The following is a 24,180-nucleotide window of genomic DNA, read 5'->3' as shown; positions in this document are numbered from 1 at the left end:
TCACCCGAACGACTCGACCTCGGCGGTGACGCCGCGGACGGGATTCTGGCCGGTCAGCACGGGCAGGCCGCGCTTGTCGTCCTTCAGGGCGTACGCGTAGAAGGCCCGCAGATACGTTACGGCCAGGTTCTGCTGCTGCGCGGCGGTCGGCCGGCCCTGCGCGCCGCGGCACTCGGTGTCGTCCCCGTCGACCGGGCCGGGACCCTTGGTCCACTCGGTGTTGAAGTAGTTGTGGTTGGCCTTAGCGATCTTGACCAGGAAGCCGCCGGTACCGTGGTGGATCTTGGCGTCGCGATAGAAAGCCTGGTCCGCGGAGCCCCAGCAGGCCGCCGAAAGCACGGCCACCTTGGCTTTGGTGACCGTCGTGTCGAACGTCTCGCTGTTGGTCGCGGCGATCGCGACAACACCTCGGATCCGTACGCCGGCCGGCAGCTTCCCGCGGTTGGCCTCGGCGGCCTCGTAGAAGACGCCCTCGCCCCCGACCGAGTGACCCATCGTGCCGACCCGGTTCAGGTCGAGGTGGCCCCGGAAATCCACGTCCGCCCTACGTCCCGTGGCCGGGTCGGTGAAGTCGGTGAGCGTTTGCAGCAGCGCGAGATGCTTGTTGATCAGCCGGGCCCGCTGGGGCGCGACGCCCATGAAGTTGTTGACACCGTTCGCGGCCGGGGCGACAACCACGAAGCCGTCCTGGGCCAGGGCACGTGCGAGATAGTCGTAGCCGCGATTGCTCGGGTACGGCTTGACCCCGGCCGGGCACGGCCAGGTCCAGTTGTCCTCGTCGGCGGTGTGGCAGGAGATCTGCTGACCGTGCAGCAGCACCACGACCGGCAGCTTGCCGCGCATCTTCTTCGGGTAGTGCACGACGGCCCGCAGCTCGGCGACACCGTCCCAGTCGGGCTTGTCGGTAAAGGCCTTGTCACCGAGGTTGTATTCGACGACGTTCACCGCCGCCGTCGTGATCGCGTCGGCGGTGTTGCCCCGCGTCGTCAGGACGGCAGTGGCAGCGACGGCCGCCACTGCGAGCACCGCCGTGCCCAGGATCGTGCGTCGTCTCACGAGGTCTCCCGATCGGTCCATTGAGATGATCAGGAACGGACCCTAGGAGCCGGTTGTGTGAACTTCGTCAGGTTCACCGACCGGACGGGTTGACGGCGGTCGTGGTCAGGGCGGCCAGCTTGTCCGCGTCCGGGGTGCCCGGCGCGACGGTGAGCATGACCAGCCGCAGGTCGGCGTCGTGCACGGTGAGGACGTCGCAGTCCAGGGTCACGTCGCCGGCCACGGGGTGTGACACGGTTTTGCGCTGGCCGCCGTGCCGGGCGACTGCCGGTTGCTCCCACCGGGCGGCGAAGCGTCCACCGGCCTCGAGCAGGGCGCCGGCCAGGTCGTCGAGCTCCGCGTCGGCCGGGTAGCGGTGCACGGCGTCGCGCAAGTCGGCCACCAGTGAACGCTCGTGCCGCTCCCAGTCGGTCATCCGGACCGGGACGGTGTCGCTGGTGAAGATCTGCCACAGCACGTTGCGGTCGCGACCGGTGAGCGCGGCCGGGTCGCCGAGCAGGGCGGCCCACGCCCGGTTGGCGGTCAGCAACGTCCAGGTCGCGTCGTAGACGGCGAGCGGGACGTCGCCGAGCCGGTCGGCGAGCCGCTGCACGCCCTCGGTGATCTGCCGGGGCACCGTGCCACCGGGCGGCAGGGTGTGACCGGCGAGCCGGGCCAGCATGCCGTACTCCTCGTGGGTCGCCCGCAACGCCCGCGCCAGCGCCCGGACGACGTCGATGCTCGGCCGGGCCCGATCCTGTTCCAGCCGCTTGACGTACTCGGGGGACACCCCGGCCAGCCGGGCCACTTCGCCGCGGCGCAGCCCCGGTGTGCGCCGCTCGCCCTCGGCGGCCGGCAACCCCAGGTCCGCCGGGTCGGCCCGGTGCCGCCAGGCCCGCAAGACGGTTCCCAAGGTCAACTTCGTCATGGCGGCAACTATGCCCGGTGCCGGTGGGTGGTACGGACCGGGCCACTCATGATCGGCATGACCGCGCGGCCGCCCGGAAAGACAGCACGGCACCAAGTCGATCAAGGAGGTCCGACAATGAGCACGGCCATCTCTGAAAGCGGCAACATCCCGGTCAACGCCGCGAGCCCGGTGATCACGTACAGCCCCGTGGTGTTCGACGTGCCCGGCCGGCCCGCGCGGCTCGAGATCAAGGTGTCCGCCCCCGCGACCGGGACGCGGCTGCCGATCATCTTGTTGTCGCACGGCCACGGCGAGACCAATTTCATCGCCTCCCTGCACGGCAACGCGCCCATGGCCGGCTTCTACGCCGCACACGGATTCGTCGTCATCCAGCCCACTCACCTCGACGACAAGGCCCTGGGGCTGCGCGAATCCGGCCACCCCGGGGCGCCGATGTTCTGGCGCAGCCGCGTCACCGACATGCACTTCATCCTCGACCACCTCGACGAGATCGAGGCCACCGTCCCCGGGCTCGCCGGCCGGCTGGACCGCGAACGGATCGCCGCCGTCGGGCACTCGCTGGGCGGGCACACCACCTCCATGCTGCTGGGCAGCCGGGTCGACGACCCCGAGGACCCGGAGACCGGCGACCTGTCCGACCCGCGGGTCAAGGCAGGAGTCATCCTGGCCTCGCCCGGCGTCTCCGACGAGGCGACCGACGGCGTGATGATGCAGCGCGTACGGATGCTGCGGTTCGTCAACTTCGACACGATGACCACGCCCGCGCTGGTGGTGGCCGGTGACAAGGACCTCAACGAGAATTTCTCCACCCGCCTGAGCTACCGCAGCGACGCCTACACCCGGGCACCGGCGCCCAAGACCCTGCTGACCATGCACGGCGCCGAGCACATCTTCGGCGGCATCACCGGCTTCGACACGGTGGAGACCACCGACGAGAACCCGGAGCGCGTGGCCACGCTGCGCGCGCTGATCTGGGCCTACCTGCGCTCCGCCCTCTACCCCGGCGACAACGCGTGGCCGGCCGCGGTCGCCGCACTGGAGAGCGGCGCGGCCACCTCGAGCGGCAGCGTCGAATCCAAGTAGACCCTTGACGGGACCGGTCACGATCGGTGGTCCGGGCCGGGGAGGGGGCGCATGAGCTGGACGAGCCGGATCGCCGCGGCCACCCCGGCCCACCGCGACCGTACGATCGACGCCCTGCGCGCCGTGGCCATCGTGGGCGTCATCCTCGGGCACTGGCTGGTGTCGGCCGTCGTCAGTGACCCCGACCGGCCCGCCGCCTGGGAGGGCGCGAGCCCCCTGTCCGGCAGTCCGGCGCTGGTTCCGGCGACGTGGGTGCTGCAGACGCTGGGCCTGTTCTTCTTCGCCGGCGGCTACTCGTCAGCGCGCAGCCTCGGCGGCAAACCGTACCGGCCTTGGCTGACCGCCCGGCTGACCCGCCTGGCCCGTCCGGTGGCGGTGCTGGCGGCGGTCTGGGTGCCGACGATGCTGCTGCTCCGCCTGACCGGGGTGCCGGAGAGCACCCGCCACGTGGTCCAGTCCCTGATCACGCATCCGATGTGGTTCCTGCTGGTCTACGTGTTGCTGACCGCGCTCACCCCGCTGCTGCGCAAGGTCGGTCTGTGGTCCGTCGTGCCGCTGGTGGCGCTCGTGGCCCTCAGCGACGTCTCCCGGTGGAACGGCCTGGTCGCGCCGGTGGGCTGGGCGGTGCCCTACCTGCTGGGGATCGCGCTGGCCGAGGGCCGGCTGCACAGACGAGCCGGCGCGATCCTGGCCCCGGCCGGGGTCGTCGCCGGGGCGGTGCTGGTGCTGGGGCTCGGCTATCCGGCCAGCGCGGTCGGCGTCCCCGGCGACGGCTGGTCCAACCTCAACCCGCCGACCCTGTTCGCGCTGGCCCTGGCGGCGGCCCAGATCGGCGTGTTCCTGCTGCTGCGGCCCCGGCTGGCCGGCTGGCTGCAACGACCCGCGGTGTGGGCGCCGGTGGTCATGCTCAACCTGGGCGCGATGACGCTGTTCTGCTGGCATCAGAGCGCCCTGCTGCTGGTCACCGCGGGTGGGCTGGCGGCCGGCCCGCTGCCCGGCCTGCTCGACGCGCCGGACGGAGCGTGGCCGCTCTACCGGCTGGTCTGGCTGCCTGTCTTCGCCGTCGTCCTGGCCGGACTGTGGTCAGTGTTCCGGCGCTGGGAGACGGGAGACCGGCGGGCGTCAGCGCGGGTTCGAGCGGTTGAGGATATGCACACCGGCGGCGAAGCGCTGAAGGTCGGCGTCGGAGATGGTCAGCGCTGACCCGACCCTGATGTCCAGGACGGCGTCCCAGTCGGGGACGGCGACCTCGAGCCGGACCCCGTCGGCGTCGCGGGTGAGCCGCCGGCCGGGCGACGGCAGTGCGTATTCCTTGCGCAGCACCACGCTGAAGGCGCCGTCGGCGAAGCTCATCGTGGACGCGTTGACGGTGTCCGGGCTCAGGCCGGCGGGGGACCAGTCGAGCGTGAACGGCGGCAGGACGGGCACGGCCGCGCTCGTCAGCGAGTCGGCCAGCGCGACGACCTGCGGCGGGGTGTACGTGTCGTCGGTGGCCAGCTGCAGCCACTGTCCGGCCTTCTCCTGCCAGCAGAGGACGTACTGCTTGGCCGGCTTGACGTCGGTGGTGCGCAACCAGCCCGTACGACCGCGGACCTGCACTGTCGTCCCGCCGGTGATCGACGGTTTCGCCCCGGTGACGGTGACGGTGGTGTCGGCCTGCCGGCGCACGTCGGTGGCCTCGAAGAACGCGGTCGGCGTCCCCGATTCCAGCGTGGCCACGGGCGCCCGCAGACCGGCGGCGGGCGGGAGGGCGTACGGGAAGGCCGGGTCTTGGAAGCCCGGTCGCAACGTCAGCCCCTGCGCGGCCGGGAGCGGCACACTCGGCTCGGGGCGGTTGGTCAGCACGGTCGCCGTGGGTATGCCGATGGCCAGCACCGCGGCCAGCCCGGCCAGTTGCCCGGCAAGGCGACGCCGGCGATAGCGGCCGGAACGCTGGTGCACCCGGCTCAGCAGCTCGGTGTCGGGCGGGGCGTCGGTGGCCGCGCCGTGCATGCTGCGGGCGAGCAACTGCTCGAGGTCATCCATCGCCGACCAGCCCCTTCTCGGTCATAACGGTGCGCATCTTGGCCAGGGCGCGCGAGGCCTGCGACCGTACGGTGGACTCGCCGCACTCGAGCAGCGCGGCGATCTCGGGGTCGGGCAGATCGCAGTAGAAGCGCAGCACGAGCACGGCCCGTTGCGCGCGCGGCAGGCCGGCCAGCAGCTGCCACATCTGGTCGCGGGCCAGCACCTGACTCTGCGGCTCGTCACCGGCGGCCGGCTCGGGCAGCTCGGCCAGGATCGTCTCGCGTGAGGCCCGGCGCCGCCGCCACGAGAGGAACTCCCGCAGGATCGCCTTGCGCACGTACGCCTCCGCGCTGTGCAACGCGGCGACCTTGGCCCAGCGCCGGTGCATCCTCGCCAGGACCTCCTGCACGAGGTCCTCGGCGAGGTGCGAGTCGCCGGACAGCACGTACGCGAATCGCAGCAGCGCCCAGCCGCGGGCCTGCACGAACTCGTCGAAGCTGTCCGGCTCGCTCAACAGGTCTTGAACTTGTACGTGCCCGAGCCGGGAGCGGTGACGTCGACGTCGCGCAGCACGATCGAGAGGCGGCTGCCGAACTGCGCGCAGGCCTTGGTGAAGCCGCCCTGGGTGTACTCGATCACCACTACATTGTTGCCGTACGTGGAGGTGTAGGCGTCACATTCGTCCCATTCGCCGCACTCCTCGGCCACGGCGAAGTCGAACCCGCCCGTACGGGACTCGGCCGCGCTCAGGTCGGCCGTGTTCTTCTGCCCCACGGCGAGGTTCTTACCGTGCGCGTACGCGGAGAGCGAGGCGGCGTAGGCGAGCGCGTCGGCCTTCTTGAGCCGGCCACCCGAGCGGCTGTACGAGTCGAGGTTGTCGGGCTCGACCGCCTTGAAGCCCTTGGACGCGCAGGTGTTCATCCAGCCGCCGACCACCTGGGTCAGCTCGGCCCGCTTGGCCGCGGTCGAGAAGTCCAGCAGGTATTCGTTCCAGTCGGGGTCCAGGACCGGTTTGCCCTTGCTGTCGCGCAGCACCACGGCCGGGTGATTGGTCAGCCACCACTGCTTGGCCGCGGCGTCGGCCTGCGTCTGGAAGGCGTTGACGTAGCAGATGTTGTAGAGGCCGGGGGCGACGGCGGCGGTGTAGTCGCGGCTGACCACCTTGACCCCCGCGGGCGGCTGATAGGGGCTGCCGATCTGATAGTCGAAACCGGCGTTGGCCGGCGGGGGAGCCCAGGTGGCGGCCTTCGGGGCGGGGCCCTTCTTCTCGCCCGCCTGCGCGACCCCGATGCCGGCGACGATCACCGCCAGCGCGGCGGCCACGACGACCAGCATCTTGCGCTTCCTCGACACCATGCGTGCACTCCTCGACTGATCCGCGGGCAACTCTCCCTCGAAGAACGCGGTGGGCGGCCGGAGCTGCTGCCACCACGGCCCGACTTTTTTCGTGAGCTGGCCGCGAACGGCTGAATGAACCGGAGCGTCACGTTTCGCTGTCCTTGTCCAGGGGCAACCAAATGCCGCCTGACCTGCTCGACCAACTGAGGAGTCATCGAATGAAGATCGTGAAGCTGGCGGCCGGATTTGCGGTCGGTTACGTGCTGGGCAGCCGCGCCGGCCGGGAGGCTTACGAGAAGATCTCGGCGAACGCCCGGCAGCTGCGCGAGCACCCCACCGTGCGGCAGGCGCAGGACAAGGCCACCGCGATGCTGTCCAGCGGCGCCGGCGCCGCCACCACCCGCATCCACCAGGCCGCCTCCGGTTCGTCGGACTCCTCGGACTCCTCGTCCGACTTCCCGGCCTCCACCCCGGCCGCCACTTCCGTCAGCGCTCCGGCCGGGGTGCCGGCCACGCGGACCGTGAAGAAGTCGCCCGTGCCGAAGCCGCCCGCCGTGGCCGCGCCGGTCGAGTCGTCCGGGTCGCAGCCGCTCATCTGACCGGCGTCACTCAAACCGCGGGCCGGCTCCGGCCCGCGGTTTTGTGCTCGAGAAGGCGCCGCCGCCGACGATTGGCCGCGGCCCGGCGGGGCATCCGGGTCGCATGACAGACACGCAGAACCCCTTCGCCGTGGTCACCGGCGCGTCCAGCGGAATCGGCTACGAGCTGGCCAAGCAGTTCGCCGAGCACGGCTACGACCTGCTCGTCTGCGCCGAGGACGAAGGCATCGAGGAGGCCGCGGCCGGCCTGCGCCGCGACGGGCAGAACCAGGTGACGGCCGTCCGCGCGGATCTCGCGCACTTCGAGGGCGTCGAGCACCTGTACGCGGCCATCCTCGAGACCGCCCGCCCGGTGGACGCCATCGCCCTCAACGCGGGCCGGGGCATCGGCGGCGACTTCACCCGGGAGACCACCCTGCGCGACGAGCTGAACGTGATCGACGTCAACGTGACCTCGACCGTCCACCTGGCCAAGCGGGTGCTGCCCGACATGGTGGCCCGCGACGCCGGGCAGGTGCTGTTCACGTCGTCGATCGCCTCGATGATGCCGGGCACATACCAGGCCGTCTACAACGCGTCCAAGTCGTTCGTGCAGTCCTTCGCCGAGGCGCTGCGGGCCGAGCTCAAGGACACCGGCGTGACCGTCACCGCGCTGATGCCCGGCCCGACCGACACCAACTTCTTCCACCGGGCCGAGATGGACGACACCAAGGTTGGGGCGGGTCAGAAGGACGACCCGGCCGTGGTGGCCAAGCAGGGCTTCGAGGCGCTACAGAAGGACAAGGCCAAGGTCGTCGCCGGTTCGGTCAAGACCAAGGTGCAGGGCGCCGTGTCCAAGGTGGCCCCGGACAGCGTCAAGGGCGAGATGCACCGGCGCATGGCCGAGCCGGGCTCGGGCGACTGACCCGGGCCGGGCGGCCGGTCACGGCAGCTCGGCGGCCGGCTGCACCTCCTGCACCGGGGCCTCGGCGGTGAGCCGGAAGACGTCCGAGACGGAGCCCTCGGGCAGCTGCTGCACGAGCAGCCGGCCGCCGATGTGCTCCAGCCGCATCTCCAGGTTGCCCAGGCCGCTGCCGCTGTCACCGTCGCCGTGGGCCAGCGGGCCGGCGTCGCCCAGCACCAGGCCGTCGTTGACGATCGTGAGCCGGACCCGGTCGCCGTCGATCCGGGCCGAGATCTCGCAGTACGACGCCTTGGAGTGCCGCAGCAGGTTGGTCACGCCCTCGCGCAGCACCGTGGCCAGCACCGTGGACGTCGTGCGGCCCAGCTGCTCGATGGCGTCGTGGGTGTCGACCGTGACCGCCAGCCCGGCCCCGGCCAGCATCGACTCGGCCGAGACGAGCTCGGAGCGCAGCGACAGATCGCGATAGCCGTGGGCGACCCGGCGCACGTCGGCCAGGGCCTGACGGGAGATGACGAGCACCTCGTCGACCTCCTCGCGGGCCCGGAACGGGTTCGACGGGATGAGCCGGTGGATCAGCTCGGTCTTGAGGGTGATCGCGGAGAGGCTGTAGCCGAGCAGGTCGTGCAGGTCGCGCGAGAACCGCAGCTGCTCGTTGCTGACGGCCATCCGGGCCAGGTCGGCGCGGGCCTGGTGCAGCTGGTCGACCAGGCCGGTCAGCCGGCTCAGCCCGTAGACCACCAGGCCGGTCAGCGCGGTCGTCTGGCACATGTAGACCAGGTCGACGACGTCCATGTCGTTGAGGATGCCGGGCACGAGCAGGCTCAGCGTGATCAACCCGTACAGCGTCCAGCCGGCCCGGGGCGGCAGGAGCAGCAGCACCGAGCCGGCGAAGAACCCGGCCATGGCCCCCCAGGACACGCCGAACCAGATCAGCGGCAGGTACGACAGCAGGCCCTGGGCGGTCAGGGTGAGCAGCTTGGTGCGCAGCCGGGCCTCGGACCGCCGGGGCGCCGAGTGCCACAGCTGCAGCAGGAAGACCGGCACCAGGCAGAGCAGGGCGAACGTGAGCTGGACCGGGTTGAGCCGCTGGGACAGGATGTTCAGCAGCGTGATGCCCAGATAACAGACCAACGCGGCCACAAGAACACCTTGGGCGGTTCTTGTGGCCACGCTGCTGTGGTCCTGTGGCGGACCGGACCGTAGGGGAGACCACTTCGGACGCGGGGGAGACCTGTGCCGATCGGTTTCTTCCATCCCTGGTCCGAGCCCCCCGAGTGTCTTCAATCCAGTTCGGATGCAACCGGTGACACTCTAGTAGTGCTCCGTCATGATCGTGTTTCGCCACGGGATACTTCGGGGGTTACTCTTAGCGGTTCTGTCCACTTTCGTCATGGTGTCGGCCGCCCGCAATCGACGCAGAGTTACCCGCGTCACACAAAGAGCGGGATCGGGTTCAATTCCTCGTACGGGGTGGGTCGTTCGAGACGGCCCAGCTCGACCGGCACGTCGAAGAGCCGGCCCGGCGCGTACCGGGCCCAGAAGTGCCGCAGCCCCGGGACGATCACCTTGACCACCGGCAGGCCGACGTCCGGGCGGGTCTGATCGAGGACGAGCAGCTCCAGGCCCTTGCCGCGAACCAGCTCGGTCATGGCGGTGACGTCATCGAGCAGGTCCGGGCGGGCCGTGTAGCTCCAGTCGCCGGGGGTCCGGGGCCGGACGGCGGGGTCGGGCATCAGATACGGCTGGTTGGCCAGCGTCGCCTGCCGCCACCAGCGCACCGGGAGCGGATCGGTGATGCCGTACTCGCCGCCGGCACGGCCCGCCCCCACTGCCGGCAGCAGCTGCCCCATCTCGGTCAGCGCGCGCCGCAGCGCGATCGCCGGGTCGAGGTGGGCCCCGAAGCCGAACACGATGTCCTCGGTGAACCCCTCCGTACGCCGCGACAGCGCCACGATCGCGGGGATGCCGAAGTCGGCGGTGAGGTCCAGCGCCCACACCTCGCGGCCCAGCTTGCGATAGCCGTCGCGCAGCCGCTCGATGTACGGCTCGTCGAACGCGCCGAGGTCGATCGCGGGCTGCCGGGTGCGGTTGTACCACCAGAGGGCGACGGCGTCCCGCTCCACCAGCTCCAGGAAGCCCTGCAGCAGGGCGTCCTCGGGGCTGCTGCCGGCCGCGTTGCCGTTGGAGTCGGCGTACGGGCCCTGCGGCGCGGCCGAGCCGGACGGGAAGTAGAGCATCGACGTGGGCAGGAGCCGGTGCCGCTGCTCGGTCAACGACCACACGGGCGTCCACTTGACCGGCCGGTTCTCGTCGAACGGCTCGGGCACGTGGTGGAAGGGCGAGCCCGAGCGGTTCCACCTGTCCCGCTCGCGGAACTGCCGGTCCGCGTACAGCTGGCTGGTGTTGGGGTGCAGGGCCGCCTCGCCCAGGCCGCGCAGGGAGTCGATCACGACCGGCTCGTCGCCGTGCCGGGTGCCGCTGAACCGCTCGACCGCCTCGCACAGCGCGCTGGTGCGGGCCTCGGTGTCGGTCAGGCCCTTGCCGCCGCTGACCGAGCGCAGCCCGGCCCGGCCCCGCATCGCGACGTTGCGCCCCGAGACGTAGGTGGTGGCGAACTCCGGCGCCCCGGGGGAGGGTTCGAGCCCGGGCACGATCCCGGTGACCGGGCTGACCAGATGCTCGTACCGTTTGAGCAGCTGATCGGGGCTGAGCGCGCGATGGCCGCTGCCGCCGTGCCCGGCCTTGGGCCGCGACCGCGGGACGAACGGCCCGAGCACGCGCCGGCCGGTCAGCCCGGGGTCGCCGCAGGACGGGCACTGCGGGATGCGCGGCACGGCGTGCACGCCGATGCGCAGGTTGAGGGTGTCCATCGTGCGGATCGAGCCCTGATCGGCGTAGCGCAGGCCGGCCAGCCACTTGGCCGCCTCGAGCACCGCGCTCTGGGTGGCCATCACGCGACCCGCCGACAGCGAGGCGGCCGGCCGGCCGATCGGGCCGTCGAGGCCCAGGGCCTGCTGCAGCGAACCGTCGTAGCCGCGGTGCCGCTTGAGCCGGGCGGCCAGGCACGTCCAGCAGGGGCCGTCGTCGGGCCGGAAGAACGGGCCGACCCACGGCTCGTAGCCGCACAGCCGGGTGAGCAGCCACGGCCGGCCCGCCGCCCGGTGCTCGGCGTCGACCCGCTCCAGCTCCGGGGAGAGGTAGTCGTCGCACAGCACCAGGGTGAGGTCCGCGTCCGCGTCGGTCACGGTCAGGCCGGAGTCGGCGCCCGCGGCGAGCACCGGCGCGGCGTCGACGCCGGCCAGCGGCAGGATCCGGAGCCGGGTGGTCGCCAGCCCCGCCACGGCCCGGGCGCCGTCCAGGCCGGCCAGGTCCCAGTACGCCTCGGCGACCGGGTCGGCGCCCGGCGCGCGGCTGCCGAAGCGGAGCAGGCCGGCCTCGCGCAGCAGGTGCAGCCCCGCCTGCACCTGCTCGGCGTTCAGGGCGGGCGCGGCGTCGTGCAGGATCTCGGCGAGTGACCGGGTGCCGTCGAGCAACGGGACCAGCACGTCGGCCAGCGTGCCGTGCACGGTGGTCATCCCCCCGCGGGAGACCAGGTAGGTCGCCTCGCCCGGGACGGTGGCCGGGCGCAGGTGGCGCCGGAAACCGACGAGCGTGGCGTCGTCGAGGGTGGCGGTCGTCGTGGAACCCGAAGTCAAATCCACGACTCCGCCACCGCCTCGCCCTCGGCCGCCACGGTGGACGCGGTGGCGCAGAACGTGAACGAGGTGGTATCCGGGCCGGGCTGTGCGCAGAAGGTGAATGCGGCCTCCGCCGGGCCGGGCTGCGCGCAGAACGTGAACGTGGCCTCCGCCGGGCCGGGCTGGGCGCAGAACGTGAAAGCAGGGGTGTCCGCCGGGCCCGGCTGCGCACAGAATGTGAACTGGGCGTTGTCGGCCGGGCCCGGCTGGGCGCAGAACGTGAACTGAGCGGTGTCGGTGGGGCCCTCCTGGGCACAGAAGGTGAACTGGGCCGCGGTGGCTTCCGTGCCGGAGGTGAACAGCATCGTGGAGCCGCCGGCGTGGTCGAGGGTTTCGATCACGAGGAGCGGACGTGTGGGGGCTGCCGTGGTGATACGCGCCGAGGTGGGGGTATTACGGCTGGCAGTGGCCCTGGCGTGGCTCATCCGAGAGTTCCTCACTGACGTGGATGAATGTTTCTCCGATGCCAGAATTTTTGCGCCCGCCAGGACCACACGAACAGTGTCGGGTTCATCGACCGAGGGTGAAGTTCTCACTCACGCCGGGGGTCCGGCCTCCACCAGTCGCCGACTGAGGGGTTCCCACCAGCTTCGGTTGTCCCTGTACCACCGGACAGTCTCGGCCAAACCCTCCTCGAAGCTCTTTCTCGGCCGGTAGCCGAGCTCCTCGCGGATCTTCGTGCAGTCGACCGAGTAGCGGCGGTCGTGGCCCTTGCGATCCTCGACGTATTCGACGCTGGTGTCCCAGTCGGCCCCGCACGCCTCGAGCAGCAGCCCGGTGAGTTCCTTGTTGGAGAGCTCGGTGCCGCCGCCGATGTTGTAGACCTCGCCGGCCCGGCCCCGGGTGCGGACCAGCTCGATGCCCTGCACGTGGTCGTCGATGTGCAGCCAGTCGCGGACGTTGCCGCCGTCGCCGTACAGCGGGACCTTCTTGCGATCGAGCAGGCTGGTCACGAACAGCGGGATGACCTTCTCGGGGAAGTGGTGGTGCCCGTAGTTGTTGGAGCAGCGGGTGACGCGGACGTCCAGGCCGTGGGTGCGGTGGTACGACAGCGCGATCAGGTCGCTGGACGCCTTGGCCGAGGAGTACGGCGAGTTGGGCCGCAGCGGGTCCGTCTCGGGCCAGGAGCCCTCGTCGATCGAGCCGTAGACCTCGTCGGTCGAGATGTGCACGAAGACCTTGATGCCCGTACGGTGGGCGGCGTCGATCAGCGTGTGCGTGCCGACCACGTTGGTGCGGACGAACTCCGCGCCGCCGTCGATCGACCGGTCGACGTGCGACTCGGCGGCGAAGTGCACCACCTGGTCGTGCTCGGCCAGCAGCCGGGTCACGAGTTCGGCGTCGCAGATGTCGCCGCGCACGAAGGTGAAGCCCGGGTGCCCGCGCACCTCGTCCAGGTTGGCCAGGTTGCCGGCGTAGGTCAGCTTGTCCAGCACGGTGATCGTGACATCGCCGGGGCCGTCGGGCCCGAGCAGCGTCCGGACGTAGTGCGAGCCGATGAAGCCCGCCCCGCCGGTCACCAGGATCCGGGTCGTGGTGGTCATGACGGAACCGGCACCTCACTGTGGTCGGACGGGGTCGGGGTGGTCCACCGGTTGACCGGCACCGGACGCCCGGCGAACCGGTTCATGGCCACGATCGAGTCGCTGAGGTCCTCGAAGCCGAGCTCCCGATAGATCGGCGCGCCCTGCCGGGAGGCGAACAGGCCCACCCGCTCGCAGCCCGCCGCCAGGAAACGCTCGGTCAGATGGTGGGTCAGGGTGCCGCCGATGCCCCGGCCGCGGTAGGCGGGCAGGGTGGACAGGGCGATGAGGAAGCCCGCGACCGTCGCCGGGGAGTCGGGGGTGGGGAAGCGGGACCTCAGCTCGCCGGTCGCCGCGCCGGCGACGACCCCGTCGACCTCGGCGAGGTAGGCGTGGAAGGTGGGATCGTCGGAGAGGCGGCGCCGCGTCATCTCCTCGCAGGCCGGCATCCAGTCCGTGGGATGCGGGCCGTTGATGGTGTCGTGCATGACGCGGCGCAGCTCGGTGAGGATCGTGGCGTCGGCCGGGGTGGCCGCTCGGATCGTGAACATGCTCGGACTCCTTCGGGGCCGGGCGAGGGGCTCGGTCAGGCGGCGGTATCGGGTCAGGCGGCGGGTATCGGGTCAGGCGGCGCGGAGGACCAGCTTCGGCAGCCGTCGTGAGGCCACGTCCGTGACGTACGCGCCGTAGTCGGTGCCCCGCATCTCCTCGCCGAGGCGCAGGCACTGCTCGGGGGTGATGAACCCGCGGTTGAGGGCCACCTCCTCGATGCAGGCGATCCACTCGCCCTGCCGCTGCTCGACCAGCTGGACGTACTGCGCCGCCTGCAGCAGCGAGTCGTGGGTGCCCATGTCGAGCCAGGCGAACCCGCGGCCGAGCTCGGTCAGCCGGGCCCGGCCCTGGGCCAGGTAGGCCAGGTTGACGTCGGTGATCTCCAGCTCGCCCCGCGCCGACGGGGAGAGGTTCTTGGCGATCCCGACGACGTCGCTGTCGTACAAGTAGAGCCCGGTGACCGCGAGGTTGGAGCGCGGGTGGCGGGGCTTCTCCTCCAGCGACAGCAGCCGGCCGTCGGCGTCGATCTCCCCGATCCCGTAGCGCTGCGGATCCCGTACGCGGTAGCCGAACAGCGCGGCGCCGTCGAGCCTCCGTACGGCGTCGTCGAGCAGCACCGAGAACCGCGGCCCGTGGAAGATGTTGTCGCCCAGCACCAGCGCGACCTGGTCGTCGGAGATGAAGTCGGCCCCGATCAGGAAGGCCTCGGCGATGCCGCGAGGCTGGTCCTGCTCGGCGTAGGAGATGTTGAGGCCGAGCCGGGAACCGTCCCCGAGCAGGGCCCGGAAGCTGTCCGAGTGGTCCCGGGACGAGATCACCAGGATGTCCTGGATGCCGGCCAGCATCAGCACCGAGAGCGGGTAATAGATCATCGGCTTGTCGTAGACCGGGAGGATCTGCTTGGACAACGCGCCGGTCAGCGGGCGCAGCCGGGTGCCGCTGCCGCCGGCGAGGATGATGCCCTTCATCTCAGCGTTCCTTCCATTCCTGCTCGAGCCGGGTGCTCACCTCGTACAGCGGCAGCAGGCCCTGCTCCGCGGCCTGGGCCAGCGTGGGCGCCACGGTGTCGCGCTCCGAGTAGATCGGGGTGAGGTCGGCCGGGATCGGCAGGTCCAGCGCCGGGTCGGTGACCGAGATCGCCAGCTCGTTCTGGGCGACATAGCTGCTGGTGACCATGTAGGACATCACCGTGTCGTCCTCCAGCGCGACGAACGCGTGGCCCAGGCCGACCGGGAAGTACATGGCGCGGAAGTCGTGCTGGTCCATCAGCACCACGTCCCACTTGCCGAAGGTCGGCGAGCCGACCCGGATGTCGACCACGATGTCGAGGGCGGAGCCCTTCGGGCAGTAGACGTACTTGGCACAGCCGGGCGGGGTCAGCGTGTAGTGCACGCCGCGCACGACGCCACGCTTGGACCGGCTGTGATTGGTCTGCGCCACCGGGAAGCTCGTGTTGCCGGTGGCCTCGGTGTAGGCGGGGCCCTGGAACGGCGAGAGGAACAACCCGCGCCCGTCGGGGAAGACGGTCGGGGTGAACTCCAGCGCTCCGGCCACGGCCAGCTCACGAACCTTCATCACAGCACCTCCCGGAGGGCGGCGATGACCTTGTCCTGCAGACCGGAGGGCAGCGCCGGATACATGGGCAGCGAGAAGATCTCGCCCGCGAGCTTCTCGGTGACCGGCAGCGAGCCCTCGGCGTACCCGAGGTGGGCGAAGCCCGTCATGGTGTGGACCGGCCACGGGTAGCTGATGTTGAGGCTGATGTCGTACGCCTTGAGCGCCTCGATGATCCGGTCGCGCTCGGGGTGCCGCACCACGTAGACGTAGTAGCTGTGCGTGTTGCCCTCGTTGACCTTGGGCAGCACCAGCTCGGTGTCGCCCAGCGCCTCCTGGTAGCGGCGGGCGACCTCGCGGCGGCCGGCCACGTAGGCGTCGAGCCGGGTCAGCTTGCGGCGCAGGATCTCGGCCTGCACCTCGTCCAGGCGGCTGTTGTGGGCCGGGGTCTGGACGGTGTAGTAGACCTTCTCCATGCCGTAGTAGCGCAGCTTGCGCAGCTCGGCGTCGACGTCGGCCCGCGAGGTGACCACGGCGCCGCCGTCGCCGTAGGCGCCGAGCACCTTGGTCGGGTAGAACGAGAACGCGGCGGCGTCGCCGGTGGTGCCGGCCAGCTTGCCCCGCTGGGTGGCGCCGTGCGACTGCGCGCAGTCCTCCAGGATCGCCAAACCGTGCCGGTCGGCGATGGCCTTGAGCGCGTCCAGGTCGACGCACTGGCCGTAGAGGTGCACCGGCAGCAGCGCCTTGGTCCGCTCGGTGATCGCCGCCTCGACCTGGCTGACGTCGATCAGGTAGTCGTCCTCGTTGACGTCGACGAAGACGGGGGTGGCGCCGGTGCCGTCGATCGCGATGACGGTGGGGGCCGCGGTGTTGGACACCGTGATCACCTCGTCGCCCGGACCGACCCCGAGGGCCTGCAGGGCGAGCTTGAGCGCGTTGGTGCCGTTGTCGACACCGACGCAGTGGCCGGCCCCGTGATACGCGGCGAACTCCTGCTCGAAGCCCTTGACACTGTCGGCGAGCACCAGCGCGCCGGAGGAGAAGACCTTGTCGACGGCGTCGAGGATGTCCTCGCGCTCGTTGTAGTACTCGGGCAGGTAGTCCCATACATAAGTGGTCATGTGTCGTCCTTCTGTGTCGTCGTTCCGGTCCTGCGGAGCCGGGACAGTCAGCGGTGGTGCGACAGGGCGGTCACCGTGCGGCTCAGGCCCTCGTCGAGAGGGACCCGGGGCAGCCAGCCGGTCGCCGTGCGGAACGGGGTGGAGTCGATGGTCACGCTCAGGAAGTCGGTCCGCGGGGCGTGCGCGGGCGGCTGCACCGAGACGACCGGGACGGCCGTCCCGCCGGTCCGGGCGGCCGCGAGCCGGGCCACCGTGCGGAAGACGTCGCCCAGCGCGTCGCCGCGGCCGGCGCCCAGCAGCCAGGCCCGCCCGGCCAGCTCGGCCGGGTGGTCCACGGCGGCGACGAACGCGGCGGCGATGTCGGCGATGTGGACCAGGTCGCGGCGGACGGTGCCGTCGTGCCACAGGGTGATCTCCTGGCCGTCGAGCGCCCGGCGGGCCATCGCCGCGACCACCCCGCGGTCGGCGGTGCCGGGCACGGTGCCCTCGCCGAACACCGTGGGCAGCCGGAGGCCGACCCCGCGGACCAGCCCGGCCTCGCTCGCCGCGAGCAACAGCCGTTCCGCGGTCAGCTTCTGCTCGTCGTAGACCGTGCCCGGCCGGTCCGGCTCGGTGCCGTCCAGCGGTTCCCGCGGCGGGGCGCCGACCTGTGAGGCGGCCCCCGCGTAGATCACCAGCGGCGGCCGGTCGGGGTTCGCGGCCACGTCCAGCAGGTCGCGCATCACCCCGACGTTGACCCGCTCGCCGTCGGGTTCGGCCGCGGCGCGCCAGCCGCCCTCGCACAGCAGCGTGTGGATCACGACGTCGGCGTCCTTGACGGCGGCGGCCAGGGCGGCGCGGTCGGTGAGGTCGGCGGTGACCACCTCGACCTCGGCCCGGGCCCCCGCCGGCCCGACGGCGGGCCGCCGGGCCACCGCGCGCAGGCGCAGGTCGCGTCCCGCCAGCGCGGCGAGCACGGCCGAACCCACAAAGCCGGTGGCGCCGAGCACGGTCACCAGGGGCCGGTCGGTCGGTTCCGTTGTCATGCAATGCCTCCCAGAGCGGGCGGATGGATGCGGATCCGGCCGGGGCGTGGGGGCGCCCACGGGCCGAATCCGTTCGCCCGATGGTGGTGCGGCGCGATCGGGTGCGGGCGGAGAAGCGCTGGAGGCGGGCGTGATCCGGACGGGCCGGGTCGCGGCTCGACCGGCGCTTGAGTCGGCTTGCCTAGCTTGAGCGCGATGACCCGCGAAGTCGGAAGGAAGTCCCTGAATGAGTACTGACACAGTTGCCGCCGGCCGCGGTGCGGCCGGGGCGGGGAAGTCCCCGGGCATGGCAATCCTGATCACCGGTCTGGCCTCCTTCATGGCGGGCCTCGACAACCTGGTCGTCGTCACCGCGCTGCCCACCATCAGGGAGAAGCTCGGGGGCAGCCTCGAGGAGCTGGAATGGACGATCAACGCCTACACGCTGTCGTTCGCCGTGCTGATGATGTTCGGCGCCGCCCTCGGTGACCGGTTCGGCCGCCGCCGGATGTTCATCGCCGGGCTGGCGGTCTTCGCCGGCGCGTCGGCCGCGGCCGCCCTGGCCCCGGGCATCAACGAGCTGATCGCGGCCCGCGCGGTGCAGGGCGCCGGCGCCGCCGTCGTCATGCCGCTCTCGCTGACCCTGCTCACCAGCGCCGTCCCCGCCGCCAAGCGGGGCGCCGCCCTGGGCATCTACGGCGCGCTCAACGGCCTGGCCATCGCCGGCGGCCCGCTGATCGGTGGCGTCGTGGTGCAGCACGTGTCCTGGCAGTGGATCTTCTGGATCAACGTGCCGGTGGCCCTGGTGCTGGCCCCGCTCGCCTGGCGCCGGCTGGCCGAGAGCCGCGGCCCCAACAACCACCTCGACCTGCCGGGCACCGTGCTGGTCAGCCTGGGCATCCTCGGCCTGGTCTTCGGCCTGATCCGGGCCAACGGCCACGGCGGCTGGACCGACCCCCAGGTGCTGGGCTCGCTGGCCGGCGGGGCCGTGCTGCTCTTCCTTTTCGTCCAGTGGGAGCGGCGCACCAGCGCGCCGATGCTGCCCATGAGCATGTTCCGCAACCGGGCCTTCAGCGCCGTCAACGCCGGCGGCCTGCTGATGTCGGCCGGCATGTACGGCGTGGTCTTCCTGATCACGCAGTTCATGCAGACCATCCAGCTCATGTCGCCGACCGAGGCGGGGGTGCGGATGCTGGCCTGGACCGCCATGCCGCTGCTGGTGGCGCCGGTCGCGGGCATCCTGTCCGACAAGCTCGGCGGCCGGCCCGTCGTGGTCTTCGGGCTCTCGCTGATGGCCGCCGCGTTCGCCTACTGGGCGCTGATCATGACCCCGGACGCGTCGTACGCCCTGCAGCTGCCCGGCTACATCCTGGGCGGCGTGGGCATCGCCTGCTTCTTCGCCCCGCTGCTCAACCTCACGATGAGCTCCGTCGCGGTCGCCGAGCAGGGCATCGCCTCGGGCTCGACGTCGGCCACCCGGGAACTGGGCGCGGCGCTCGGCGTGGCCGCCCTGGCCAGCGTCTTCACCCACAACGGCGGCTACGCCTCGGGGCAGGACTTCGTCGACGGCTTCGTGCCCGCCCTGTGGGTGGGTTCGGCGGCCCTGGTGCTGGCCGCGATCGTGATGTCCTTCGCCAAGCGGCCCGCCTCCCTGGGGGAGCAGCCCGTCGTCGCGGCGGACAGCCCCGAGCTCACCCCGGAGACGGTCGGACCGGCCCGCTGAGCCGGGAACCCGTCAGCAACCCCATCCGTCATCCCGTCATCGGCAGAAAGGCCGTCCGCGACATGAGGGTTCTCTTCGCCAGCCTCGGAAACTACGGACACATCTTCCCCCTGGTGCCGCTGGCCCAGGCGGCGCAGTCGGCCGGGCACGAGGTCTGGTTCGCCACCAGCGAGCAGTTCCACCCGATCCTCGAGAAGGCGGGTCTGCGGCCGGTCGCCGCGGGTCTCACCGTCCCCGAGGCGTACATCGAGGCCGCGGGTGGCCGGGCCGCGATGGCGGCCAACGGTCCCACCAAGGCCAGCGACATCCCGGCCGAGGTGATGGCCCACCTGAGCGTGAAGGTCTTCTCCTCGGTGCTGCCGCGCAGCGTGGCCGCCGACCTGGCCCCGGTCCTCGGCTCCGTCCGGCCCGACCTCGTCGTCTACGAGACCAACAACACGGGCGCGGCGTTCGCGGCCGCCGAGGCGGGGGTGCCCGCCGTGAGCCACGGCATCGGCCGGGTCTCGTCCGACGCCACCATGGACCCGCTGTTCCAGCAGGAGCTGATCGCCACCGCGATCGACCTCGGGGTGATCGGCAAGATCGGCCAGACCCGTACGCTGGGCAACCCGCACCTCGACATCTGCCCGCCCTCGGTGCAGAACCCGGACTTCCTGAGCTCGGGCATCGAGGTGATCCCGCAGCGGCCCGTCGCCTTCGCCGAGCCGGGCGAGCTGCCCGCGCACGTCACCGAGGGCGAGGGCCCGCTGGTCTACCTCAGCCTCGGCACCGTGCTCGGCTCCGCGGAGCTGCTGCGCACCGCGATCGACGGCCTGCTGCCGCTGAACGTGCGGGTGCTGGTCGCGACGGGCCCGGTCGTCGACCCGGCCGAGCTGGGCGAGCTGCCGGAGCGGGTCGTCGCGCTGCCCTGGGTGCCGCAGCCCGACGCGCTGCGGCTCGCCACCGCCGTCGTCCACCACGGCGGCGCCGGCACGACGCTGGCCGCGCTGGCGGCCGGCCTGCCCCAGCTGATCCTGCCGCAGCCCGGGGACGGCCCCGGCAACGCGGCCGCGGTGCAGGCCACCGGAGCCGGCAGCCTGCTGCCGGCCCCGGACGTGTCGGCCGAGGCGGTCGAGACCGCGGTGCGGGCCTTGCTCACCGACGACTCCTACCGCGAGGCGGCCCGCGGGGTCGCCCGGGAGATCGCGGCCATGCCCGAGCCCGCCGAGACGGTCGCGCGGTTCGGAGAGTTCGTCCGCTGAGCGTTCCCCCGATGCCTGGTGCCCCGCGACTTTTGCCGGAGTCGCGGGGCACAGGCGTTCTCCAGGGTGGCTCGACCGCCGTCGGCCAGGCTCAGAGCCACCGTCCCCCCGCGAACCAACCGAGAGGTCAGCATGTCGAACAACCACCACGAGCTCGTCCAGCACTTCGCCGACATGATCAACAAGCGTGACGTCAGCACCATGCCCGAGCACACCGCGGCCGGGCACATCGACCACAACCCGGGGGTGGCCGACGGCATCGAGGCCAACACCGCCTTCTGGACCCAGGTGTTCACCGCCTTCCCCGACATCGAGGTCGTGGTGCACGACGTCGTCGCCGAGGGCGACCGGGTGGTCGGCCGGCTCGAATACACCGCGACCCACCAGGGCCCGTTCCTCGGCATCCCGGCCACCGGGCGCACGGTGAACTTCCAGTCGATCGACATCTGGCGGGTCGAGGACGGGCTGTTCGCCGAGCACTGGGACCAGCTGAACATGGACGACCTCTTCCGGCAGCTGGGCGTGGGCGCGCCCCAGGCCGCCTGAGCACCGGCGCCGACACGCTTGCGCCCGCCACCCCGGAACAGGGGTGGCGGGCGCAAGCGCGTGCCGGCCTCAGCCGAGCTCGGCCGCGAGGCGGTCCAGACCCATCGGGCCGAGGTCCAAAGCCTTGGTGTGCCAGCGCTTCAGGTCGAAGCCGGGCCGGCGGCTCGCGGTCTCACGGGCGGCGAGCCAGGCCCGCTCGCCGAGCTTGTACGAGATCGCCTGGGCCGGCCAGCCGAAGTAGCGCAGCACCTCGGGCGTGAGCCGGCGGTCCGCGGTGCGGGCGCGGTCCCGCAGCACGTCCCGGGCGGTGTCGAAGGTCCAGCGCGAGCCGTCGGGCAGCGGCAGGTCGAGGTGCGCGCCGATGTCGATCACCACCCGGGCCGCGCGCCGGGCCGCGCCGATCAGCATGCCGAGACGTGAGCCGGGCTCGGTGAACCAGCCGAGCTCGTCGGCCAGGCGCTCGGCGTACAGGCCCCAGCCCTCGGTGTAGCCGTCGACGGCATACACCCGGGTGAACCGGGACACCCGGTCGCCGGCCAGCCGCATCGCGCCGATCTGCAGGTGGTGACCGGGGATGCCCTCGTGGAACACCGCGGTCAGCTCGTTCCACACGGCGAAGCGCCGCCGCCCGGCCACCGGCCACCAGGTGCCGCCCGGCCGGCTCAGGTCCTCGCTCGGCTCGGTGTAATACGGCGAGCCGGAGGAGGAGTCGCGAGCCAGCCGCACGGCCAGAGCGCGCAGCGGGGGCGGGATGTCGAAGTGGGCGCCGTCGAGGTCGTTCATGGTCTGCTCGTGCTTCGCGAGCAGCCAGGCCAGGTAGGCGTCCTCGCCGTCGACGCTCCCGGTCGCGTCGAGGATCTCGATGGCCTCGTCGACCGTCGCGCCCGCCTTGACCTGCTGCGCCTCCGCGGCCATCTCGGCCTCGATCCGGGCCAGCTCGTCCCAGCCCCAGTGGTACGCCTCCTCGGCGTCCAGCGCCATGCCGAGGCTGAGCCGGGCCTCCACCCGATAGCGCTCGGCGCCGACCCCGTCCGCGCCGGCGGCCTTGGGGGCGTAGTCCTCGCGGAGGTAGCGGGCCAGATCCTGATAGCTCCGGTACGCGGCGGCGGCCGCCGAGGCCAGCTCGCCGGCCAGCGGGCCGTCACCGTGCTCGGCCAGCAGCCGGTCGTGCGCGCCGACGGTGTCCTCGGCCTGGCCGGCCAGCGCCAGCGCCTGCCGGCGGGCGGCCGGCAAGCCCCGGCTGAGGCCCAGCGTGAGGCTCTGCCGCAGGCCGGTCAGCATCCCGGGGACCGCGGCGAGCCGAGCGGCCAGGTAACGCCAGTCGGACTCGTTGCGGCGGGGCAGCAGCTCCGTGCTCACCCGCAGCTTGTTCACCAGGCCGAACGGCACCCGGACCATCCGCAGCGGCTCGCCGATCTCGTGCCAGGCGCGCTGGGCCTCGAGCCGTTCACGCAGGTGCTCGGCGGCCAGGCGGTCGTCCGGCGACTCCGGGGTCAGGCCGGCGAGCCGGGTCAGGGTCGAGGTGATCAGCTCGTGGCGGGCGGCGTGGCCGTCCGGACCGAAGTCGGTGGCCGCGCCGCCCGGCTCGGGCACGCTCACGCCGAGGAACCCGGCGTCGACCGGATCGAGCTCGGCGGCCCGCCGCACGTACTCGTCGCAAAGGTCGAAGATCTGCGTCATCGCGTGAGGCTATGTGCCAGTCCTCGACTGCCGGTCGACCCGTTTACCGCAGCCGGCCCGCCGCACCGCTCGCGCGCAGGGCGGTCAGCAGCGTACGGGCCTCGATGTTGACGTAGTTGCCGTGCCGCAGCAGGTCGCCGAGCTGTTCCTCGGTCACCCAGACGAACTCCTCGGGCACCTCGACCGGGAACTCGTCGCCGACCTCGATCAGCTGATAGCGGGTGTCGGCGCGGTGGAAGCGGCCGCCCTCCTCGGACTGCACCGAGCCGAACAGGATCCGGTCCCGCGGCGCGTCGAGCACCACGTCCAGATAGCGCGGCCGGTCCGCGGCGGGCAGGGAGAGCGCGTGGCCCGGCTGGCACTGCACCGTCGGCGCGAGCTCGGCCACGTTGAGCACCCCGGCCTCCGTACGGGCGTGGGCCAGCAGATGCGGCACGCCGCCGATCCGGCGTACGACGAACGCGGCCAGCCCCTGCTCGGCCGGCGCGAGCAGCGGCTGGGACCAGCGGGTGACCTCGCGGCTGTCGGCCCGGATGTCCGCGGCGATCAGGGAGAAGTGCTGACCGGAGCGGTGCCCGATCTCGTCGCCGGTGCGCCGCCAGTCGCGGACGTCGGCCAGCGGCACGGAGCGCTGGACGAATTCCCGGCGCGCCCGCACCTCGGTGAGCCGGCTGAGGACCTCCTGCTTCGAGTGCAGCGCGACGCCGCCGAGGGCGAACGAGGGCAGCTGCGACAGCACCGTACGGGCGTCCATGTTGAGCACGTTGTCCTCGTGCATCAGCCGGTAGATCTGGCCGAGGGTGAGCCACACGAAGTCCTCGTGCTCGGGCACGTCGCCGAACGCCTCCACGACCACGTTGCGGTTGCGCTTGCGCAGGAACCAGGAGCCCTGCTCCGACTGCAGCGAGTCGAAGAGCACCCGGCTGCCCCGGCGCGGCGGCACGAAATACTCCAGGTGGCGCACCGCCGAGCCGCCGTGCACCCCGGTGTAGTTGCTGCGGGTGGCCTGGACCGTCGGCGACAACTGCACCGTGTCGATGTTGCCGGGCTCCATCTTGGCCTGCATCAGGCAGTGCAGGACGCCGCCGAACTCCTTGACCACGATGCCCAGGATGCCGATCTCGGGCTGGTTGATGATCGGCTGCGTCCAGCTCGTCTCCCGCCCGTTCCAGGCGGTACGCACGTGCAGGCCCTCGATCGAGAAGAACCGCCCGCTGCGGTGCACGAGGTTGCCGGTGCCGTCCTGGAAGTGCCACCCGGCGAGCTCGGCGAACGGGATGCGCCGGACGTCGTAGCGGCGGGACTGCCGCTGGGCGGCGAACCAGCGGCGGAACTCGGTGTCCGGGGTGACGGCGCTGTCCGGTTCCTGCGCGGACCGGGCCAGACGCAGCCGCAGGCCGGCGGTCGTCTCGGCGGGCGCCGTGGAGCTCGCGGTCATCGTCATGGATCTCTCCTTCATCGGGATCGCACCACGACCTTCATGCCGCATCCCTCTCGCCCGCGGCTGGAGACGGCCTCGAGCACCTCGCCCGGCATATGAATCCGTCATATCGAGGGCAGGAAAGAGGCACTCGACAGGGGGGAGTGAGGCACTGTCCGGCC

The 24,180-nt window shown here is 71.7% G+C and carries 23 protein-coding genes; 7 read left to right on the top strand and 16 right to left on the bottom strand.

The genetic code is table 11. The features are described from left to right. Together JKJ07_RS03845 and JKJ07_RS03840 are read right to left on the bottom strand one after the other, a co-directional pair. Positions 1–1,056 (bottom strand): alpha/beta hydrolase, encoded by a 1,056-nt coding sequence (locus tag JKJ07_RS03845; protein ID WP_202989790.1) that lies wholly within the window; start codon positions 1,054–1,056, stop codon positions 1–3. A 73-nt stretch (positions 1,057–1,129) separates the two neighbouring features. Continuing rightward, entirely contained in the window at positions 1,130–1,963 is an 834-nt protein-coding gene (locus tag JKJ07_RS03840; protein ID WP_202989789.1) for an MmyB family transcriptional regulator, read from the bottom strand. 117 nt (positions 1,964–2,080) lie between these two features. Here JKJ07_RS03840 and JKJ07_RS03835 point away from each other — a divergent pair, with 117 nt between their 5' ends. Both JKJ07_RS03835 and JKJ07_RS03830 read left to right on the top strand, forming a co-directional pair. Continuing rightward, positions 2,081–3,049: an alpha/beta hydrolase family protein gene (locus JKJ07_RS03835; protein ID WP_202989788.1), complete on the top strand. Its 969-nt coding sequence runs from the start codon at positions 2,081–2,083 to the stop codon at positions 3,047–3,049. A 51-nt stretch (positions 3,050–3,100) separates the two neighbouring features. Further along, on the top strand, positions 3,101–4,252 hold the full coding sequence (locus JKJ07_RS03830) for an acyltransferase family protein (protein ID WP_202989787.1): 1,152 nt from the start codon (positions 3,101–3,103) through the stop codon (positions 4,250–4,252). Here the strand turns inward: JKJ07_RS03830 and JKJ07_RS03825 are convergent. Genes JKJ07_RS03825 through JKJ07_RS03815 form a run of 3 tightly spaced genes read right to left on the bottom strand, consistent with a single transcriptional unit; the run spans position 4,172 to position 6,412 of the window. Then, the gene (locus JKJ07_RS03825; RefSeq protein WP_202989786.1) at positions 4,172–5,074 is read right to left on the bottom strand and encodes a hypothetical protein; all 903 of its coding nucleotides are present in this window, start codon (positions 5,072–5,074) and stop codon (positions 4,172–4,174) included. The two genes, JKJ07_RS03830 and JKJ07_RS03825, sit on opposite strands and share 81 nt — an antisense overlap. Next, positions 5,067–5,570 (bottom strand): SigE family RNA polymerase sigma factor, encoded by a 504-nt coding sequence (locus tag JKJ07_RS03820; protein WP_236028225.1) that lies wholly within the window; start codon positions 5,568–5,570, stop codon positions 5,067–5,069. The genes JKJ07_RS03825 and JKJ07_RS03820 overlap by 8 nt, the downstream gene beginning before the upstream one ends. Further along, a complete protein-coding gene (locus tag JKJ07_RS03815; protein ID WP_202989785.1) occupies positions 5,567–6,412 on the bottom strand; it encodes an endo alpha-1,4 polygalactosaminidase in 846 nt (281 codons plus the stop codon). The genes JKJ07_RS03820 and JKJ07_RS03815 overlap by 4 nt, the downstream gene beginning before the upstream one ends. Positions 6,413–6,612: 200 nt before the next feature. Here JKJ07_RS03815 and JKJ07_RS03810 point away from each other — a divergent pair, with 200 nt between their 5' ends. Continuing rightward, complete coding sequence (locus JKJ07_RS03810; RefSeq protein WP_202989784.1) at positions 6,613–6,993, top strand: hypothetical protein; 381 nt, start codon at positions 6,613–6,615, stop codon at positions 6,991–6,993. Between the two features lie 103 nt (positions 6,994–7,096). Further along, positions 7,097–7,897 (top strand): SDR family NAD(P)-dependent oxidoreductase, encoded by an 801-nt coding sequence (locus tag JKJ07_RS03805; RefSeq protein WP_202989783.1) that lies wholly within the window; start codon positions 7,097–7,099, stop codon positions 7,895–7,897. 18 nt (positions 7,898–7,915) lie between these two features. Here JKJ07_RS03805 and JKJ07_RS03800 read toward each other — a convergent pair whose 3' ends face one another. From JKJ07_RS03800 to JKJ07_RS03760, 9 genes are all read right to left on the bottom strand, one after another. Next, positions 7,916–9,037 carry a sensor histidine kinase gene (locus tag JKJ07_RS03800; RefSeq protein WP_202989782.1) on the bottom strand — a complete coding sequence of 374 codons (1,122 nt, stop codon included), beginning with the start codon at positions 9,035–9,037 and terminating at the stop codon, positions 7,916–7,918. A 290-nt stretch (positions 9,038–9,327) separates the two neighbouring features. Beyond that, positions 9,328–11,598 carry a TOMM precursor leader peptide-binding protein gene (locus JKJ07_RS03795; RefSeq protein WP_202989781.1) on the bottom strand — a complete coding sequence of 757 codons (2,271 nt, stop codon included), beginning with the start codon at positions 11,596–11,598 and terminating at the stop codon, positions 9,328–9,330. After that, positions 11,589–11,975 carry a hypothetical protein gene (locus JKJ07_RS03790; RefSeq protein ID WP_202989780.1) on the bottom strand — a complete coding sequence of 129 codons (387 nt, stop codon included), beginning with the start codon at positions 11,973–11,975 and terminating at the stop codon, positions 11,589–11,591. Before JKJ07_RS03790 ends, JKJ07_RS03795 begins: the two co-directional genes overlap by 10 nt. Before the next feature lie 195 nt (positions 11,976–12,170). Next, on the bottom strand, positions 12,171–13,178 hold the full coding sequence (gene rfbB / locus JKJ07_RS03785) for a dTDP-glucose 4,6-dehydratase (RefSeq protein WP_202989779.1): 1,008 nt from the start codon (positions 13,176–13,178) through the stop codon (positions 12,171–12,173). Beyond that, positions 13,175–13,708, bottom strand: a complete 534-nt coding sequence (locus JKJ07_RS03780) for a GNAT family N-acetyltransferase (protein ID WP_202989778.1) — start codon at positions 13,706–13,708, stop codon at positions 13,175–13,177. The genes rfbB and JKJ07_RS03780 overlap by 4 nt, the downstream gene beginning before the upstream one ends. 72 nt (positions 13,709–13,780) lie before the next feature. Beyond that, positions 13,781–14,677 (bottom strand): glucose-1-phosphate thymidylyltransferase RfbA, encoded by an 897-nt coding sequence (rfbA, locus tag JKJ07_RS03775; RefSeq protein WP_202989777.1) that lies wholly within the window; start codon positions 14,675–14,677, stop codon positions 13,781–13,783. Between the two features lies 1 nt (position 14,678). After that, positions 14,679–15,284 (bottom strand): dTDP-4-dehydrorhamnose 3,5-epimerase family protein, encoded by a 606-nt coding sequence (locus JKJ07_RS03770; RefSeq protein ID WP_202989776.1) that lies wholly within the window; start codon positions 15,282–15,284, stop codon positions 14,679–14,681. Beyond that, on the bottom strand, positions 15,284–16,384 hold the full coding sequence (locus tag JKJ07_RS03765; RefSeq protein WP_202989775.1) for a DegT/DnrJ/EryC1/StrS family aminotransferase: 1,101 nt from the start codon (positions 16,382–16,384) through the stop codon (positions 15,284–15,286). Before JKJ07_RS03765 ends, JKJ07_RS03770 begins: the two co-directional genes overlap by 1 nt. Before the next feature lie 47 nt (positions 16,385–16,431). Next, a complete protein-coding gene (locus tag JKJ07_RS03760) occupies positions 16,432–17,409 on the bottom strand; it encodes an SDR family oxidoreductase (protein WP_202989774.1) in 978 nt (325 codons plus the stop codon). 226 nt (positions 17,410–17,635) lie between these two features. On the opposite strand from JKJ07_RS03760, the gene JKJ07_RS03755 reads away from it, so the two are divergent. The 3 genes from JKJ07_RS03755 to JKJ07_RS03745 all read left to right on the top strand — a co-directional run bounded on the left by JKJ07_RS03755 (position 17,636) and on the right by JKJ07_RS03745 (position 20,898). After that, positions 17,636–19,111, top strand: a complete 1,476-nt coding sequence (locus JKJ07_RS03755; protein ID WP_202989773.1) for a DHA2 family efflux MFS transporter permease subunit — start codon at positions 17,636–17,638, stop codon at positions 19,109–19,111. Positions 19,112–19,173: 62 nt separating this feature from the next. Continuing rightward, positions 19,174–20,352, top strand: coding sequence for a glycosyltransferase (locus tag JKJ07_RS03750; protein ID WP_202989772.1), 1,179 nt, complete (start codon positions 19,174–19,176; stop codon positions 20,350–20,352). Positions 20,353–20,484: 132 nt separating this feature from the next. Further along, positions 20,485–20,898 carry an ester cyclase gene (locus JKJ07_RS03745; RefSeq protein ID WP_202989771.1) on the top strand — a complete coding sequence of 138 codons (414 nt, stop codon included), beginning with the start codon at positions 20,485–20,487 and terminating at the stop codon, positions 20,896–20,898. Between the two features lie 69 nt (positions 20,899–20,967). Here the strand turns inward: JKJ07_RS03745 and JKJ07_RS03740 are convergent, their stop codons facing one another. Together JKJ07_RS03740 and JKJ07_RS03735 are read right to left on the bottom strand one after the other, a co-directional pair. After that, entirely contained in the window at positions 20,968–22,578 is a 1,611-nt protein-coding gene (locus tag JKJ07_RS03740) for a DUF885 domain-containing protein (RefSeq protein WP_202989770.1), read from the bottom strand. A 43-nt stretch (positions 22,579–22,621) separates the two neighbouring features. Beyond that, positions 22,622–24,016, bottom strand: a complete 1,395-nt coding sequence (locus JKJ07_RS03735; protein WP_438871358.1) for an NDP-hexose 2,3-dehydratase family protein — start codon at positions 24,014–24,016, stop codon at positions 22,622–22,624. Between the last annotated feature and the right edge of the window lie 164 nt (positions 24,017–24,180).

It is taken from the genome of Paractinoplanes lichenicola (assembly GCF_016785085.1).
In the GTDB taxonomy this organism is placed as follows: domain Bacteria; phylum Actinomycetota; class Actinomycetes; order Mycobacteriales; family Micromonosporaceae; genus Actinoplanes; species Actinoplanes lichenicola.
The sequence above is the reverse complement of the archived record's forward strand: the minus strand, read 5'-3'. Positions and strand labels throughout refer to the sequence as shown.

Excerpts from the sequence above, each read along its gene's own strand:
- JKJ07_RS03840 (WP_202989789.1), bottom strand. The coding sequence starts at position 1,963 with ATGACGAAGTTGACCTTGGGAACCGTCTTGCGGGCCTGGCGGCACCGG.
- JKJ07_RS03835 (WP_202989788.1), top strand. The coding sequence starts at position 2,081 with ATGAGCACGGCCATCTCTGAAAGCGGCAACATCCCGGTCAACGCCGCG.
- JKJ07_RS03830 (WP_202989787.1), top strand. The coding sequence starts at position 3,101 with ATGAGCTGGACGAGCCGGATCGCCGCGGCCACCCCGGCCCACCGCGAC.
- JKJ07_RS03825 (WP_202989786.1), bottom strand. The coding sequence starts at position 5,074 with ATGGATGACCTCGAGCAGTTGCTCGCCCGCAGCATGCACGGCGCGGCC.
- JKJ07_RS03815 (WP_202989785.1), bottom strand. The coding sequence starts at position 6,412 with ATGGTGTCGAGGAAGCGCAAGATGCTGGTCGTCGTGGCCGCCGCGCTG.
- JKJ07_RS03810 (WP_202989784.1), top strand. The coding sequence starts at position 6,613 with ATGAAGATCGTGAAGCTGGCGGCCGGATTTGCGGTCGGTTACGTGCTG.
- JKJ07_RS03805 (WP_202989783.1), top strand. The coding sequence starts at position 7,097 with ATGACAGACACGCAGAACCCCTTCGCCGTGGTCACCGGCGCGTCCAGC.
- rfbB (WP_202989779.1), bottom strand. The coding sequence starts at position 13,178 with ATGACCACCACGACCCGGATCCTGGTGACCGGCGGGGCGGGCTTCATC.
- JKJ07_RS03780 (WP_202989778.1), bottom strand. The coding sequence starts at position 13,708 with ATGTTCACGATCCGAGCGGCCACCCCGGCCGACGCCACGATCCTCACC.
- rfbA (WP_202989777.1), bottom strand. The coding sequence starts at position 14,677 with ATGAAGGGCATCATCCTCGCCGGCGGCAGCGGCACCCGGCTGCGCCCG.
- JKJ07_RS03770 (WP_202989776.1), bottom strand. The coding sequence starts at position 15,284 with ATGAAGGTTCGTGAGCTGGCCGTGGCCGGAGCGCTGGAGTTCACCCCG.
- JKJ07_RS03765 (WP_202989775.1), bottom strand. The coding sequence starts at position 16,384 with ATGACCACTTATGTATGGGACTACCTGCCCGAGTACTACAACGAGCGC.
- JKJ07_RS03760 (WP_202989774.1), bottom strand. The coding sequence starts at position 17,409 with ATGACAACGGAACCGACCGACCGGCCCCTGGTGACCGTGCTCGGCGCC.
- JKJ07_RS03755 (WP_202989773.1), top strand. The coding sequence starts at position 17,636 with ATGAGTACTGACACAGTTGCCGCCGGCCGCGGTGCGGCCGGGGCGGGG.
- JKJ07_RS03750 (WP_202989772.1), top strand. The coding sequence starts at position 19,174 with ATGAGGGTTCTCTTCGCCAGCCTCGGAAACTACGGACACATCTTCCCC.
- JKJ07_RS03745 (WP_202989771.1), top strand. The coding sequence starts at position 20,485 with ATGTCGAACAACCACCACGAGCTCGTCCAGCACTTCGCCGACATGATC.
- JKJ07_RS03740 (WP_202989770.1), bottom strand. The coding sequence starts at position 22,578 with ATGACGCAGATCTTCGACCTTTGCGACGAGTACGTGCGGCGGGCCGCC.
- JKJ07_RS03735 (WP_438871358.1), bottom strand. The coding sequence starts at position 24,016 with ATGACCGCGAGCTCCACGGCGCCCGCCGAGACGACCGCCGGCCTGCGG.